The organism is Marinobacter halophilus (assembly GCF_003007685.1).
GTDB lineage: Bacteria > Pseudomonadota > Gammaproteobacteria > Pseudomonadales > Oleiphilaceae > Marinobacter > Marinobacter halophilus.
Genome location: NZ_PXNN01000017.1, coordinates 842,574 through 857,543, shown reverse-complemented (window position 1 = coordinate 857,543; position 14,970 = coordinate 842,574). Strand labels below are relative to the sequence as shown.

15 protein-coding genes are annotated in these 14,970 nt (G+C 56.9%); 11 read left to right on the top strand and 4 right to left on the bottom strand.

The window, feature by feature from the left end:
* Positions 1-11 precede the first annotated feature (11 nt).
* The 6 genes from C7H08_RS17795 to C7H08_RS17770 all read left to right on the top strand — a co-directional run bounded on the left by C7H08_RS17795 (position 12) and on the right by C7H08_RS17770 (position 7,023).
* Positions 12-1,163 (top strand): 2-aminoethylphosphonate--pyruvate transaminase, encoded by a 1,152-nt coding sequence (locus tag C7H08_RS17795; protein WP_106673546.1) that lies wholly within the window; start codon positions 12-14, stop codon positions 1,161-1,163.
* 31 nt (positions 1,164-1,194) lie between these two features.
* Positions 1,195-2,022, top strand: coding sequence for a phosphonoacetaldehyde hydrolase (phnX, locus tag C7H08_RS17790; protein ID WP_044386735.1), 828 nt, complete (start codon positions 1,195-1,197; stop codon positions 2,020-2,022).
* A 135-nt stretch (positions 2,023-2,157) separates the two neighbouring features.
* Positions 2,158-3,162 (top strand): putative 2-aminoethylphosphonate ABC transporter substrate-binding protein, encoded by a 1,005-nt coding sequence (locus tag C7H08_RS17785; RefSeq protein ID WP_227663352.1) that lies wholly within the window; start codon positions 2,158-2,160, stop codon positions 3,160-3,162.
* Positions 3,163-3,248: 86 nt separating this feature from the next.
* Complete coding sequence (locus C7H08_RS17780; protein WP_106673544.1) at positions 3,249-4,319, top strand: putative 2-aminoethylphosphonate ABC transporter ATP-binding protein; 1,071 nt, start codon at positions 3,249-3,251, stop codon at positions 4,317-4,319.
* Between the two features lie 18 nt (positions 4,320-4,337).
* Complete coding sequence (locus C7H08_RS17775) at positions 4,338-6,098, top strand: putative 2-aminoethylphosphonate ABC transporter permease subunit (protein ID WP_227663329.1); 1,761 nt, start codon at positions 4,338-4,340, stop codon at positions 6,096-6,098.
* A 19-nt stretch (positions 6,099-6,117) separates the two neighbouring features.
* Positions 6,118-7,023 carry an EamA family transporter gene (locus C7H08_RS17770; protein WP_106673543.1) on the top strand — a complete coding sequence of 302 codons (906 nt, stop codon included), beginning with the start codon at positions 6,118-6,120 and terminating at the stop codon, positions 7,021-7,023.
* Positions 7,024-7,089: 66 nt separating this feature from the next.
* On the opposite strand, the gene C7H08_RS17765 is transcribed toward C7H08_RS17770, so the two are convergent.
* Positions 7,090-7,752, bottom strand: coding sequence for an HAD family hydrolase (locus tag C7H08_RS17765; protein ID WP_106673542.1), 663 nt, complete (start codon positions 7,750-7,752; stop codon positions 7,090-7,092).
* A gap of 241 nt (positions 7,753-7,993) precedes the next feature.
* On the opposite strand from C7H08_RS17765, the gene C7H08_RS18580 reads away from it, so the two are divergent.
* A complete protein-coding gene (locus C7H08_RS18580) occupies positions 7,994-8,605 on the top strand; it encodes a DUF2914 domain-containing protein (RefSeq protein ID WP_373284933.1) in 612 nt (203 codons plus the stop codon).
* A gap of 248 nt (positions 8,606-8,853) precedes the next feature.
* Entirely contained in the window at positions 8,854-10,467 is a 1,614-nt protein-coding gene (locus tag C7H08_RS17755; RefSeq protein WP_106673540.1) for an alpha/beta hydrolase family protein, read from the top strand.
* Between the two features lie 99 nt (positions 10,468-10,566).
* Here the strand turns inward: C7H08_RS17755 and C7H08_RS17750 are convergent, their stop codons facing one another.
* Together C7H08_RS17750 and C7H08_RS17745 are read right to left on the bottom strand one after the other, a co-directional pair.
* Complete coding sequence (locus C7H08_RS17750) at positions 10,567-10,803, bottom strand: hypothetical protein (RefSeq protein ID WP_106673539.1); 237 nt, start codon at positions 10,801-10,803, stop codon at positions 10,567-10,569.
* 80 nt (positions 10,804-10,883) lie between these two features.
* Positions 10,884-11,366, bottom strand: coding sequence for a winged helix-turn-helix transcriptional regulator (locus C7H08_RS17745; protein WP_106673538.1), 483 nt, complete (start codon positions 11,364-11,366; stop codon positions 10,884-10,886).
* A 152-nt stretch (positions 11,367-11,518) separates the two neighbouring features.
* Here C7H08_RS17745 and C7H08_RS17740 point away from each other — a divergent pair, with 152 nt between their 5' ends.
* The 3 genes from C7H08_RS17740 to C7H08_RS17725 all read left to right on the top strand — a co-directional run bounded on the left by C7H08_RS17740 (position 11,519) and on the right by C7H08_RS17725 (position 14,257).
* On the top strand, positions 11,519-12,370 hold the full coding sequence (locus tag C7H08_RS17740) for a metal-dependent hydrolase (protein ID WP_106673537.1): 852 nt from the start codon (positions 11,519-11,521) through the stop codon (positions 12,368-12,370).
* Positions 12,371-12,411: 41 nt separating this feature from the next.
* Entirely contained in the window at positions 12,412-12,846 is a 435-nt protein-coding gene (locus tag C7H08_RS17735) for a PaaI family thioesterase (RefSeq protein ID WP_106673536.1), read from the top strand.
* A gap of 514 nt (positions 12,847-13,360) precedes the next feature.
* Positions 13,361-14,257, top strand: a complete 897-nt coding sequence (locus C7H08_RS17725; RefSeq protein ID WP_133169840.1) for a DUF2914 domain-containing protein — start codon at positions 13,361-13,363, stop codon at positions 14,255-14,257.
* A gap of 134 nt (positions 14,258-14,391) precedes the next feature.
* Here C7H08_RS17725 and C7H08_RS17715 read toward each other — a convergent pair whose 3' ends face one another.
* Positions 14,392-14,877 (bottom strand): P-loop NTPase family protein, encoded by a 486-nt coding sequence (locus tag C7H08_RS17715; RefSeq protein ID WP_106673534.1) that lies wholly within the window; start codon positions 14,875-14,877, stop codon positions 14,392-14,394.
* Positions 14,878-14,970 lie beyond the last annotated feature (93 nt).

Below are 14,970 nucleotides of genomic sequence, written 5' to 3'. Positions count from 1 at the left end.
TGGAGACTCCAATGATCCCGAACGATCCGTATTTGCTTACCCCTGGTCCGTTGACCACCAGTCTTTCCGTGAAACAGGCCATGTTGCACGACTGGGGCTCCTGGGATAACGACTTCAATCAACTGACCGCAGAGGTGTGCACACGTCTGTTACGTGTGGCCGGTGGCGAGAACAGTCACGTGTGCGTCCCGATGCAGGGCAGTGGCACCTTTGCAGTGGAGGCCACGTTGGGCACGTTGATTCCCCGGAACAGCACCACGCTTGTGCTGATGAACGGGGCCTATGGACAGCGGATCAGCAAAATTCTTGATCGCTTGGGCCGGCGATGCCTCGCGATCGACAAAGGCGACTACCATCCGCCGCGGGGCGATGAGGTGGAAAGAACACTCCGGCAGCATCCGGAGATCGACCAGGTGGTGGTGGTCCACTGTGAAACCAGTTCGGGCATCCTGAACCCGATTCCTGAAATCGCCGGGGTCTGTCAAAAGGCTGGCAAGCACTTGATTATCGACAGCATGAGCGCGTTCGGTGCGCTGCCGGTCAATGTGGCGGAATTACCCTGTGCGGCGCTGATTTCCTCGGCCAACAAGTGCTTTGAAGGTGTGCCGGGTTTCGGCTTTGCCATTGTGGATAAGACCTTGTTGTCTGAATCCGAAGGGCAGTGCCACAGCTTGTCGCTGGATCTGCATGACCAATGGCGGTACATGGAAAAGTCAGGGCAGTGGCGTTATACCCCGCCGACCCATGTGGTCGCTGCCTTTTTGCAGGCCCTGCGCGAACACGAGGCCGAGGGCGGCGTGGCTGGTCGTCTCGCCCGCTACAGCCGAAACCGCGACCGACTGGTTGCGGGCCTTCGCGAGCTCGGTTTCCAGACCCTGCTGGCGGATGAATGGCTGTCTCCGATCATTACTACTTTCCTGTCTCCAGACAGCCCGGATTTCGATTTTCCGCGTTTTTACGAGGCCATCAAGGCCCGAGGTTTCCTGATCTATCCCGGCAAGCTGACGGTCGCCGAGAGCTTCCGGCTCGGCTGTATTGGCCAACTTCATGACGAGCAAATCGATGCAGTGGTAGCGGCGATCGCCGATGCCTGTCAATCGCTGGGGATGCCGGTGCCCGTACCCCCTCCGGCTGCTGCGCCAGACAATCTCGAAAACCACTGACCTCACCCTGATCGCAAAAGGAAGAAGCGCTATGCACAGCTACACCCGTCGTTACACCGGTCCTCTGCAAGCGGTGATTATGGACCTGGCCGGAACCTGCGTGGATTTCGGTTCACTGGCACCGATTCAGGCTTTTCTCCAACTGTTCCGGAACGAGGGCATTGATGTGTCCGAACCCGAAGCCCGGGAGCCCATGGGGACGGAAAAGCGTGAGCATATCCGCTGTTTGCTGGCGATGCCGAGGATTCGGAGCCAATGGCTTGAGGCCTATGGAAAGGCGCCAGAGGCCAACGATGTCGACCGCCTCTACGAGGCATTTCTGCCCCTTCAGACTGCGGCGATTGCCGAGCGAACAACACTGATTCCTGGCGCCTTGGCGCTTCAGGATCTGCTTCAGGAAAAAGGCATCAAGTTGGGGGTGAACACCGGCTACAGCCGGGACATGGTGAACGTCATGCTGCCCGGGCTCGCGGATCAGGGATTTGTGCCGGAAAGCGTGGTTGTGGCGACGGAAGTGCCGTCCGGCCGGCCGGCACCACATATGAGTCTGCAAAACGCACTCGAGCTGGGCATTGGCGCAGTGCAGGCCTGCGTCAAAGTGGACGACACAGGGACGGGCATTGAGGAAGGTTTGAACGCGGGCATGTGGACGGTGGCCGTCGTGGCCTCCGGTAATTCGGTCGGGTTGAGTGAAGCTCAGTTTTACGCCCTCGCAGAGAGCGATCGGGAGGCGTTGCTGGCCCGAGGTCGTCAGGTGATGGCGAGATCGGCTGCCCACTATGTCATCGACTCGATACAGGACATGCCGGGCGTTATCAGCGATATCGAGCGCCGTCTGGCAGCGGGGGAGCGCCCCTGAGGATCCGACAAGGAAACGTCATCGAGCTGTCACGTCTTTGCAATCAAATGACCTTAATGTGGTTGTTAGTCAATCTGGTATACACCAGAAACCCTAACCGAACTGACGCTTTAAAAGGAGAGTAGCGTGAAACACCTGAAAAAAGCCCTGGCCCTGACCGCCCTGATGGCGGCCGTGAACGCCAACGCCCAGACTGAACTGACCGTGTACACCGCGGTTGAGGCGGAAGATCTCAAGAAGTATGCCGCCCGATTCAATGAAGACCACCCTGACATCAAGGTCAACTGGGTTCGCGACTCCACAGGTGTCATCACCGCGCGCCTGCTGGCTGAGAAAGACAATCCTCGGGCGGATGTCGTTTGGGGGCTGGCGGGTACAAGCCTGCTGTTGCTGAAGAACGAAGGCATGCTGACGCCTTATGCGCCGAAAGGGCTTGAAAAGCTGTCGTTGAAGTTCCGTGACCGTGATGAGACTCCCTCCTGGGTGGGCATGGATGCCTGGATGGCGGCGGTCTGTGTCAACACCATTGAGGCTGAGAAAAACAACCTGCCCATGCCAACCAGCTGGGAGGACCTGACTAAACCGGTCTACCAGGGCCATGTGGTTATGCCAAACCCGAACTCCTCCGGTACCGGCTTCCTGGACGTCTCTGCCTGGCTTCAGATGATGGGTGAAGACAAGGGTTGGGAATTCATGGACGGCCTGCACCAGAACATCAGTCGTTACACGCACTCCGGCTCCAAGCCTTGCAAAATGGCGGCTTCCGGCGAGACCACCATCGGCGTTTCCTTCGCTTTCCGCGGTGCCCGCCTGAAAGAACAGGGCGCCCCCCTGGAAGTGGTGTTCCCTTCAGAGGGCCTGGGTTGGGAAGTGGAAGCGACTGCAATTGTTGACGGAACGGACAAGATGGAAGCCGCCCAGACTCTGGTCGACTGGTCGATCACCCGTCAGGCCATGGAGATGTACAACGAAGGCTACGCCATCGTGGCGATGCCTGGCGTGGCGCAGCCAGTGAAGCATTTCCCGGCAAACGCGGAAGAGCTGATCATCGACAACGATTTTGGTTGGGCTGCCAGTAACCGCGAGGCCATCCTGACTGAGTGGGCGCGTCGCTACGACGGCAAATCCGAAGCAAAATGAGTTGGCTGGGCGGGCACTAGCCCGTTAAGCCAAGGCGGTGCCCGGTTTTGGGCACCGCGCCAGATTATTCAAGAGCAGGGGGTACCATGAGCCAGAAGACCCAGGGAAGTCGTCTCGAAATTCAGGGCGTAAACAAATTCTTCGGCGATTTTTGCGCGCTGAAAGATATCAATCTCACCATCGAACCCGGTGAGCTGGTGTGTTTCCTCGGGCCATCGGGATGTGGAAAGACCACTCTGCTTCGCATTATCGCAGGGCTTGAGCGCCAGAGTGGAGGACTGCTCCACCAGGGTGAGACAGACATCTCCCTGAAACCGCCCAGGGAGCGTGACTTCGGCATTGTGTTCCAATCCTACGCCCTGTTCCCGAACATGACGGTCACCGACAACATCGCCTACGGATTGCGTAGCATCGGCATGCCGAAGGCCCAGGTCCGCAGCCGGGTAGACGAACTACTGGCCCTTGTCGGGCTTGAAGATCAGGCCAGCAAATACCCCGCGCAGTTATCCGGTGGTCAACAACAACGTGTTGCCCTGGCACGCGCCCTGGCGCCCTCGCCGGGCTTGCTGCTGCTCGATGAGCCACTATCAGCGCTGGACGCCAAAGTGCGCCATCACCTGCGCAGCGAGATCCGCAGCCTCCAGAAGCAACTGGGTGTTACCACTGTCATGGTGACCCACGATCAGGAAGAAGCCCTGGCCATGGCTGACCGTGTGGTGGTTATGAATAACGGCGTTATCGAGCAGGTCGGAACACCCCTGGACATCTATCAGCAACCCGCGTCGGCGTTTGTTGCCTCTTTCATCGGCGCCATGAACTTCATCGACAGCTCCCCACTGAATGGACAACGGGTGAAGATCGGAAATCGCGAGCTGGACCTGATTCGACCGTTGCCCGCGGCTGATGGATGTATCCAGCTGGCCATCCGGCCAGAAGATGTTCACCTCTTACCCAGCGGGGATGGTGAATGGGAAGGGGAGGTCCTGGCCCTGGATTATCTTGGCGCTTTTATCCGGACTCACATTCGCCTGAGTGACATTGAGCTGGACCTGGTCGTAGACGTGGACCCACGTTCCGCGCGTCGGCTTGATCTACGTGTTGGCGGATGTATCTGCCTCAACCTGCCCTCCGACGCCCTGCATTGTTTCGCTGCATGACGGTTTGCGGAGTTCCGAATGTCTGTGTTTGACCCTGGTAAGTCTTCCATGATTGATTCTCCCTCGTTTTCGACACCCGCTACACGCAACTGGCCAACCCTGGCGGAATTACGCCGGAGGCTTACCGACCGTTGGGTGTTTGCACTGCTTCTGGTAATCGGTTGTGTGGTTCTGACCCTGCTGGTGCTTGCGCCCCTTTACACACTGCTTTCGAAAAGTGTCGAGAACAAGGCCGGTGAATTCGTCGGGCTGGAGAACTTTGCTCACTATCTGAGTTCCGGCGGTATCGAATCCGCGTTCTTCAACTCTCTCTGGGTGGCCGGGCTTAGTACCGTGATTGTGGTTTCGCTGGCGTTTATGGCGGCCTGGGCGTTGACCCGCACACGTTTGCCTTTTACCGGTTGGCTTCGTGGTGTTCTGGTGTTGCCGATTCTGGCGCCGTCGCTGTTGCCCGCGATCAGCCTGGTGTACCTGTTCGGCAACCAGGGCGTGTTGAAAAGCTGGTTGTTCGGCGCTGAGATCTACGGACCCATTGGCATTATCATGGGTTCGTGTTTCTGGACGTTCCCTCACGCCCTGATGATTCTGCTGACGGCGATGGACAATGCCGATGGGCGTCATTACGAAGCCGCTACCGCATTGAAAGCCAGCCCCTGGAGAACGTTCTGGACGGTAACAGTGCCCGGTGCCCGCTACGGGCTGGTGAGTGCCGGGTTCGTTGTGTTTACGCTGGTGATTACGGATTTCGGCGTGCCCAAAGTCATTGGCGGGCAGTTCGACGTACTCGCCACAGACATCTACAAGCAGGTGATCGGGCAGCAAAAGTTCGAGATGGGGGCTGTGGTCAGCGTACTGTTGCTGTTGCCGGCCATGTTGGCGTTTATCGCCGATCGCTATGTGCAGCGCAAACAGTCGGCTAGCTTCACCGCCAGGTCAGTGCCCTACAGGCCCCGCCAGGATAGAATGCGGGACGCCATTGGAGCGCTGATGCTGACGCCGACCATCGTGTTCATCTTCGCCATCATTGGCATGGCTGTTTATGCCTCGTTCGTTACTTTCTGGCCCTACAACCTGCAACTCAGCCTGAACAACTACCAGTTTGGCCGGATGGACGGTGGCGGCTGGGGTGCTTACATCAACAGCCTGAAGATGGCTCTGGGCACCATGTTGATCGGAACGGGACTGGTCTTCTTCAACGCCTGGTTGATGGAACGGACGCCACAACCCAAGCTGCTGACCGGCGTATTCCAGTTTCTCTCACTCCTGCCGCTGGCGGTGCCTGGTCTGGTGCTGGGGTTGTCCTACATCTTTTTCTTCAACCATCCGGACAACCCGGTCAACGGAATCTACGGCACCCTGTTCATTCTGATCCTCTGTACCATCACGCACTTCTACGCAGTTTCCCACCTCACGGCCGTCACGGCGCTGAAGCAACTGGACCAGGAGTTCGAGGCAGTGGGGGAGTCTCTCAATGCGTCCCGCTGGCGGGTGCTTTTCACGGTCACTTTGCCCCTGTGCCTGCCCGCGATCCTGGATGTGGCCTTATACCTGTTCGTGAATGCCATGACCACGGTCTCAGCGGTTGTGTTCCTTTACGGCCACGACTCTCAGTTGGCGTCTGTGGCGGTGTTGAACATGGACGAAGCCGGAGACATCGCCCCTGCGGCTGCCATGGCCATCCTGATCACGGCAACCTGTGCCGTGGCAAAACTCATTCAGGGGGTGCTGCGCTTCTGGGTGGATCGTTCAACCCGGGCATGGCGGCAGGGCATGGAATGACCCGGCAGCCTGAAACCGCATGACCTCCACGGCGATCATTATTGTTCTGGTGTCCGCACTCGCCCACGCCGGTTGGAACCTGTTTGGCAAGAAGGTCAGCCCCAGCGGCGCTTTCTTCTGGTATAGCACCCTGTGGGGCGCGCTCCTGACCCTGCCGGTGCTGGTGTATTACCACCCCCTGCTGCGTGAACTGGATTCGGGCATCTGGTGGTTGGTGGTTGCCACCGGCTTTTTTCAGGCAACCTATCTCAGTTGTCTGGCGGCAGCCTATCGTCATGGCGAACTGTCGGTGGTCTACCCGCTGGCGCGATCATCGCCCCTGTTGATCCTGCTGGTCGGAACCCTGTTCCTGGGTACGGCTGAAACCATCACCGGTGCGGCCGTTGCCGGTATCGTTCTGATAGTGGGCGGCTGCATCATCCTGCCAATGCAACGGCTCCGGGACTTTCGCCTCGCCAACTACCGCAACCTCGCAACCCTGTTTGCCCTCCTGGCGGCTGCCAGTACTGCCGGATACTCGATCGTCGACGATAACGCCACGGACCAAATGCGAGACTTGCTGGCTGGCATCGCGCTGGATGCGGAAGTGGCTTTGGTGTTTGTCATCCTCCAGGCGTGGTCAGCCTTGGTGTGGCTGAGCCTTGGCTTGGGTCTGCAGGCGACTGAACGACGGCTTTTAAGGGAACTGGTCACGAACTGGCGCAGTACCATGGCAGCGGGGGTGTTGATCCTTGGAACCTACGCGCTGGTCGTGTGGGCCATGGCCTACGCTGATGACGTCAGCTACGTAGTGGCCTTCAGGCAGGTCAGCATACCTATCGGCGTTGCACTGGGTTGGTATTTTCTTGCGGAACCGTTGCACACGCCCAAGATCCTTGGTGTTCTGACCATCCTTGCGGGCTTGCTGCTGGTGGTTCTGGGGTGATGGTTGGCCTGGCTTTCACGGAGCAAAGGCGGAGCTCCGATCTTGCGAGGTTGAGCTGGCGGAGGGTCATGCCTGCGTCACGTCATCAATAAGCACACGCCAGCCCTGTCGTCTGGCGTAGTCTTCCAGAACCGGGTCCGGGTTCACAGCAACCGGATAGTCCACAGAGCTCAGAAGGGGAAGGTCATTGTGGGAATCCGAATAGAACCACACTTTCTCCGGATTGGCTGATCGGGCTGCCATCCACTCCTTGAGAGCAGACACTTTGCCGCCCCTGAAAGGGCGACGGGTTCCAATGGTTCCCTTGAGATTGTTGTTGTGCCACTCCACCTGAACGCCTATGTCGTTATCAATGCCGAGGTGCCGGGCGATGGGGGTAACCAGATGTTCTCCCGTTGCGGAGATAATTAACACATCGTGCCCCTGGGCCTTGTGCCAGGCAACCCGCTCCTGCCCTGTTGGAAGGACTCGGGGAGGGATTACTTCAGTAACAAACCGCTCGATAAGCGTTTCAACCTGGCCCCGTTGCCAACCCCGCATAGGCGCCAGGCTGTATTCCATGTAATCCTGGAGATCCAGTTGGCCATGGGTGTAGGCCCTCATAAATGCTTTATCTCTGGCCTCGGAATCGGGGGTAACATCAATATCTTCAGCGCGGAGAAATTCGGTGAATAAGTGCGAACTGTCCCCGCGAATCAGGGTTTCATCCAGGTCGAAAATTGCAAGCATGTAGCACTCCTTTGGTATACACCAGATTATGCTTCAGGCTTGTTACGGGTTTGTTACGTGAGAAGGCATGAAACTAACTCTGCCCTGATTGATAAGATTCTAAAGGGATACCGGGTGCAGCGAGGCGAGCCTCACCGCCGCGCCGTGCGTGCATGAGTTTGCCATAGTGTATTTTTTAAGGATTGTGTCTCCCGGCCTGGAGGAAAAAGAGCCAATCGACGAAATCCCGAACGTTTTACGGATGGACAGTGACGGACTGATTCGAATTTACCTGTTTACCGAAATCCAAGGCATGAAAGGCCAGTTGCACTTCCACGATTGGTACCTGGAGAACGAACGGGTTGCGCGGGTGGAAATCAGGCCGTCGGTTGACCCCATGCGCGCATCCTCAGCCAAGTATATCGACCGGCACATGTTGGGAGACTGGCGAGTTGAGGTGGTCACAGAGGAAGGCGAGCTTTTGGCCAAAGGGGGGCGTTTTCAGTCCTCCCTCAATAAACTTTGTGGGGCTCGTCCCTCGGCCCAAGCAAAAATAAGTCTGTCCCGGTTTTTCCAATTCTGGACTACCAGGCCCACTTTAAACCGATCGGAGACGTACAGTTTGCGGTCTGGTTTCGTGTCCGGAATGACAAAATACACACGGTGGAGACCTTCTATAACGCCGCCGTGGTTGAAAACATGCTCGGGGGCAACCGGCCGCGCCCATGGTGCTGGAAGGCCAGAGGGTGCTGATATCCTTCAGCGTAGGTGTTGCCTTGTACCCGGAAGACGACCACACGGCGCGCCATCTGCTTGGACGCGCCTGATTCGAAAATGTACGAGCAAAAACGGAGACTCTGAACGAACTAACTGACTGGGTGAACTCCAATCAGCTCAACTCAGTGTGCTTCAGTGACAACCCCAGTGGTAGCTTGCCATCGATAGGTTCCACCGACTGAATAGAAGTCTCCGCATCTTGAGCTTCTGAGATTCTGCCCCGGTTTATCTAATGCCATTTGGCCCAAATAACGACCATTGCGACCGTTTGAGACAAAGGCAGCTCGTGTTGAACACTCTATCTTGTGGGCAGCATTTGATGACAAACATTAGAGGGATGTGCGCATGAAGAGGTGGGCTTTTTTACTGTCAGCGATGGCCGTGGCGGGATGTGGTGGTTCGGATTCGCCTGCGGCGGAGGAACCGAGCCCGCCGCAGGCGGTATTGGAAGACGACGCCGTTGCGCCGGATGAGCCATCCACACCTCAGCGCCTTGTGCCGACCATACCGGAAAACCTCGACACCCGTTGTGATGAGGCAAGCGCACCCGGTCCCGCGTGGGCAGATTGTGAGGCCACCAACTACGCCAGAACCCTGGGGGCATTAACGGAGCAGGTGTCGATCCCTTTTCAGCGGCGGTACCTGGAGCAAACGCTTTCCAACGTAGACGATCTAGTGCAGCGATCCATCCTGGATCCGTCGTGGTTGTTGTCCCTGTCGCTCAACACCCCGCTGACACCCTTGTGCGCGACCTATGGCCTGCCCTGCACAGGTGATCCGTATCGTTATCCCGAGGCAAACGGGCCGGATGGAAAAGGCTTCTATCAGAGCGAAGCGGATGTCACCGATGTGGTGTTTTATGACCGGGAATGCGCCCGATTGTCAGGTACTGTTTGGGTGCCAAAACACGCGGCTGCGGACAACCCGGTGCCGACCATTGTTATCACCAACGGCTCTGTGCAAGCGCCGCAAACCGCCTACAGCTGGGCGACACAAGCGCTGGTCAGGGCCGGGTATGCCGTGTTGACCTATGATCCAAGGGGGCAGGGTCGTTCGGATTTTCAAACCCCGCTGCTAGAGCAGGGCAGTAACCTGAACCCCAAAGTCTTCTGGGAAGGGCAGGTAGACGCTATTGATTTCTTCCGGTCCACGCCCGACCAGCATTACCCGCATTCGCAAGCTTGCGGGAGATCAACGCCTACCGACGTGTTCGACTATAACCCCGAATGGTCCCGCCTGGATCATTCTCGGCTAGGCATTGCCGGGCACTCGCTAGGAGCGATCGGTGTATCGGTGGTTCAGGGCTACGGCGCACCGGGCGCAGAGCCCTGGCCCGGGCTGATGGATGAGGATAATCCGGTGGATGCGGTGATCGCCTGGGACAGTCTGGTCACCCCCACGGGACAGGGCCTGACAACGGCCTCGAATCTGCAGCTACCGGCCCCGCTTTACGACGTCATGCTGCTGGCCATCACCCAGGGCATTCTCCCGGAATTCGCGCCCAGGGTGCCGGCCATGTCGTTTTTTGCTGACTATGGATTCCTGCCAGCTCCCTACCTGGTTCCACCTGATCCGGATGGAGGCAAGGTCGCGTTCGAGGTCTGGAAAGCCGCCGATGTTCCGGTTTACACGCTCGGTTTTCAGGGCACGACACACTTTGATTTCTCCCTGTTGCCGCAATTTCCTGCCACCTCCTGGTGCCCGGATGTGTCCGGGAACGCCTGCTCAGGTGGATGGGGCAGACCCTCCATCACTCATTATACCGTTGCGTGGTTTGATCGTTGGTTAAAGGTCGCAGGCGAGCCTGGCTACGAAGATGCGGATGAACGGCTGATTGATGACGCGCGAGTGGGTGCGGCAGACAGGATGAGTTTTCATTACCACTCGGCTCGGGCGTATCCGGATCGCAACGGTGGGCAGCAGCAGTGCGAGAGGATTCGGGGTGGCTGCGGAGATTAGGTTTGAAGTACAGTTTTGCAGCATCCATGTTCAACGGTTGCTACCTGCTGGTTCAGAGCGTTTGGAGCGTGAGTGGTCAGCAGGAGGCTTCCCGTTAGGTCACCATACGTAGTTTTTGATGAGCGGAAACGCGCCCATTAGCAGAGCACCTAAAACATCTTCGATGTATGGCTTGGTGGCCGTAAACAGCTCGCCTGCATCGAACCCGATATTTTCCAGTATTTCCCGTTCTTCCCGGAACTGGCTGTCATCCAGAAAGCCCAGCTTATTGGCCTGGGTCGCGACAATGACCCGGTCAAATACACTGCCGTCACCTAGCTGGTTATATACCCACACGCCCTCGTTGCTGACCTATACCTGAGCCAGACCCTCAGCCAACGCCCCGTCCCACCCTTGAGACGCTTGAGTTCAGAGCCCTAGAGGATGTCGCGACGAGAGGAGGGCAATTGCGCCGCTTCGTCCATCACCGGGATCATATCCTTGGCGTGGAGCGCTTCGCCACATTCCGAGCAGCGCAGTTGTGAGTCGGTTTTGTGGCCACAGGGTTCGTGCACCAGCTCTAGAGGTGGGTGCTCCCCTTTCTCATTAAGCCAGGTATTTCCCCACTGGGTCAGTACCAGAATCACCGGATAGAGCGCCAGCCCCGCTTCGGTCAGCCGATATTCATAGCGTTTGGGGCTGTCCTGATACATCACTTTTTTCAGTACATTCTTGTCGACCAGCCGGTTCAGCCGATCCGAAAGCAAATGGCGGGTAATGCCCAGCTGTTTCTGAAAATCTTCAAAGCGCCGTGTTCTCATGAATGCGTTGCGAATGATGAGCAGGGTCCATCTGTCGCCCAGGATGGCAAGACTGCGGGCAACTGGGCAGCTCATGTCTCCAAGTTCATGCCATTTCATAAAGCTTCTCCCCAGTGGTTGCCAGACCGTCACGTCGTATCGTCCAGATCGGGACAAAATGTTATCAGGTTCTAAAAAAGAATGGACCCCAATTCTGCCATCCCATAGCATTCGGCTCGTAAGTTCCTTTTTAGAACCTAAGGAGTTGTGCCATGGCTAACGCTAGAGTAGAAGCAAAACCGAAAGCGTCTTTCCCTGTTCGTCGCATGGATTATGACTTTGAGGAAATGCCCCAGTATTGGTGCGATAACGAGCCATCCCTGACCCACTACTTCACCGGGCTTTCCACGCTGTTCCCAGAAGGGGAATCCTATTTCGTGCGCTCGGTACGAGCCCTGCGCACCGATATTCAGGATAACCGCAGGCTGGACCGGGATATTGGTGCTTTCATTGGCCAGGAAGCAATGCATTCAAAGGAGCACCACGCCTTTCACGAGAGCGCACAGCGCTACGGGTTGGACCCAGAGTCGCTGGAGCGCGCCACGGGCATGGTACTGAAAACCATAGAATCGTTGTTTCCGAAAAAGTGGAACTTGCTGGTTACGGTGGGGCTGGAGCATTACACCGCAGTGCTGGTGGAAACCATGATGCGGAGTACCTATCAGCTCATGCGGGATGACACCATCCGCAATCTCTGGCTCTGGCACAGCATCGAAGAAACCGAGCACAAAGCCGTCGCGTTCGATATGTATCAGCACCTATATGGAAAGGGATTGGGCGCCTATGTACCGCGAGTGGCGATTTACACGTTCAGCCTCGCAATGATCACGGTGATGAGTACGGTTTATCACGTCGTACTGATGAAACGTGACAAGCAATTGCTCAACGGGACCACCTGGCGGCGATTCATTAAGTTTGCCGGCCAACACTACAAGGAATTCATACCCCAGTTCCTCGCATACTATCGTTTTGACTTCCATCCCAATGACGTCGATGTATCCGAGGTGGTGGCGCAAGCCAAGCAGATTACCGGATTAGTTGCGGACAGCACCGGGACCCATTGAAGTGGGTCTTTACACTGAAATCAAAAGAGAGCGTTTGAGACATGACAGATCCCAGAATAATGACCGGCCTTGAAATCATGCAAGCCTTTGCCGAAGGGCTATTTCCCACGCCCGGCATCGCCAAGACCATCCCCATGCAACCCACTGAGGTGGAAGAGGGCCGGGTAGTCTTCATTGCCACCGCCGATGCCAGCCATACCAACCCCCTGGGCGGGGTGCACGGCGGGTTCGCCGCGACGGTTCTGGATTCGGTAACCGGATGTGCCAGCCATACGGTGCTGCAGGCAGGTGAGGGCTATGGCACCACCGATCTCAATATCAAGATGTGCCGGCCCATACCGTTTGAGACCAAGATGATTGCCGAAGGCAAGGTCATTAACGTGGGGCGTTCGTTGATCATCTCCGAGGGCACCATTCGGGATGAGTCGGGTAAGCTCTATGCCCACGCGACCGCGACCAATATGATCATCCGCTGAATCGGTGGGAGCTACAGGCCGTATTCGCGCTCGACTTTTGCGATCCGGACCCGAAAACTGGAATACCACTGCTGATGGCCAAGGCGCTGGGCCTCTTGGTGCTCAGCGCTCTTCTTCCCGTTGCTGATGGCTTCAAGGCTTTCCCAGTAGGAGACCGTAATGCCCAGATCCTCCCTGGGCTTTACTATTCCTCAATCTGCGGCACACTGAATGCCTTACTGAAGAACCCAGAGGGATCAAAACAGCAAACCGTCTTCTTGCCTGGGGCGAGCCTCACCGCCGCGTCGAAGCCAGCTCGGCTTTGCCCATCTCGTCTTGGCAAAACAAATCATCTCCGATAATTATGGTACCGCCACCTCGTGTGTGCAGGAGTTTGCTATAGTGTATTTTCTAAAGATTTTGTCTCCCGTACTGGCAAGCTTCCCTTTTTTCGCCTAGCACCTTCGCAATCGGTAACGTGAAGCGGTTGTGCATATTCAAACCAACTATTGCCCGCTTCAAGGAAGAACGACTGGTGAAAACATCGATACCGCAAGATCAACGGTTTTCAGGTAAGTCCTCCCGTCTACCCGAGCCCGCGGAACCCCAAGAGATTGTTGTGTTTCTTTGGGGGCGCATCTTTGCTGCTCTCTTCGTATTGTTTCTGGTGGTGGGGGGCATAATCTGGGGCGCTTTAGAGATCTTTGGCACCGGCGAGCAAAAGGAAGCGCAGGCAGAGAATCAGGAAGTGGAGGCGCCTTCTCTCCCGTCGGTATTTATCGACCAGCCCGCGTCCGAGCCTGCATCTATCCAGTTACCGAAGACCACAGCACGAGAAAAACCGGAAGATGGCGAAAGCCCTCGCATGCCGGACCAGACAAATTCAGTTCAGGCAGACGTTGCCGAGCCGCCTGCCTCCATGTCCGAAACTGCCTCGGAAATCGCGTCGAGTGAATCCAGTGCAGAACCCGCCCGCCCTCAGTTGGCCAGTCAGGCGAGCGAACCGGTGTCATCGGTAGAGCCCGCCTCCCTTCCGGCGCCGGCTGCAGGAGAATCCGAAGCGTCCCCGGAAGATGCTGCGTCCATCAAGCTACTTTCTGATCACTTGATCCGGGCGCAATTGAGTACCGGCCTGGAGGAAAAAGAGCCCATCGACGAAATCCCGAACGTTTTAAGGATGGACGGTGACGGACTGATTCGAATTTACCTGTTTACCGAAATCCAGGGCATGAACGGCCAGTTGCACTTCCACGACTGGTACCTGGAGGACGAACGGGTTGCGCGGGTGGAAATCAGGCCGTCGGTTGACCCCATGCGCGCATCCTCAGCCAAGTATATCGACCGGCACATGTTGGGAGACTGGCGAGTTGAGGTGGTCACAGAGGAAGGCGAGCTTTTGGCCAAGGGGGCGTTTTCCGTCCTCCGTCAATAAGCTTCGTGGGGCTCGTCCCTCAGCCTCACGATCCAAAGACGCGACAACCCAAGCCGGGAAATCGACGTTGATTCGCTTTTGTTCCTGATTAACGCGGCGCCCCAATGGAAAAGACACCGCCTCGCCTGCGCTGGTCATACCGATTCATACTCACTCGGATGATTAAGCTCACGTTTTTTCCCCTTGAACGCGTCATAGAGCGCCCGATGGCGACGGAGCCCGTATTCGTCTGAACGGGTTCCATAGGCAGCTACCCATTCGATTAGATTATCCAGGTTTTCATCCTGCTCTTCCTTCGAGCTGAATTTCTCTGGCTCCCAGGGGCGTGCGCGACAATGAGCGATACAAACCTCAACCCCGGGATTCAGAAAAATGAGCTCGTCACACTCGCACAGAATCGGCTCGATGATGTCTGCGTAACAGCCTTCAATTATCCAGCCCTCATTCTCGGCAATAAAACGCCTTACATCCGTGATGCTATCTTGGATCGGGCGCCGCTGCGCCCCATTGTGAAATGCCACTTCATCAAGAGAAAGGCGAGGGGCTGGGTGTTTGGCAATCAATCTCTTTGCGAGAGTGCTTTTACCAGCGCCAGCATTTCCAAGAAGTATCGTTCTCACCGCGCTGTTCCTTCCTGGGTAAAACGCTTGGCACACGTGCCGATTTGGAGCCGCAGCGCGGCGGGAAAGCGGTCACTTTGCTGCCACTTGTTA

Excerpts from the sequence above, each read along its gene's own strand:
- C7H08_RS17795 (WP_106673546.1), top strand. The coding sequence starts at position 12 with ATGATCCCGAACGATCCGTATTTGCTTACCCCTGGTCCGTTGACCACC.
- phnX (WP_044386735.1), top strand. The coding sequence starts at position 1,195 with ATGCACAGCTACACCCGTCGTTACACCGGTCCTCTGCAAGCGGTGATT.
- C7H08_RS17780 (WP_106673544.1), top strand. The coding sequence starts at position 3,249 with ATGAGCCAGAAGACCCAGGGAAGTCGTCTCGAAATTCAGGGCGTAAAC.
- C7H08_RS17775 (WP_227663329.1), top strand. The coding sequence starts at position 4,338 with ATGTCTGTGTTTGACCCTGGTAAGTCTTCCATGATTGATTCTCCCTCG.
- C7H08_RS17770 (WP_106673543.1), top strand. The coding sequence starts at position 6,118 with ATGACCTCCACGGCGATCATTATTGTTCTGGTGTCCGCACTCGCCCAC.
- C7H08_RS17765 (WP_106673542.1), bottom strand. The coding sequence starts at position 7,752 with ATGCTTGCAATTTTCGACCTGGATGAAACCCTGATTCGCGGGGACAGT.
- C7H08_RS18580 (WP_373284933.1), top strand. The coding sequence starts at position 7,994 with ATGGACAGTGACGGACTGATTCGAATTTACCTGTTTACCGAAATCCAA.
- C7H08_RS17755 (WP_106673540.1), top strand. The coding sequence starts at position 8,854 with ATGAAGAGGTGGGCTTTTTTACTGTCAGCGATGGCCGTGGCGGGATGT.
- C7H08_RS17745 (WP_106673538.1), bottom strand. The coding sequence starts at position 11,366 with ATGAAATGGCATGAACTTGGAGACATGAGCTGCCCAGTTGCCCGCAGT.
- C7H08_RS17740 (WP_106673537.1), top strand. The coding sequence starts at position 11,519 with ATGGCTAACGCTAGAGTAGAAGCAAAACCGAAAGCGTCTTTCCCTGTT.
- C7H08_RS17735 (WP_106673536.1), top strand. The coding sequence starts at position 12,412 with ATGACAGATCCCAGAATAATGACCGGCCTTGAAATCATGCAAGCCTTT.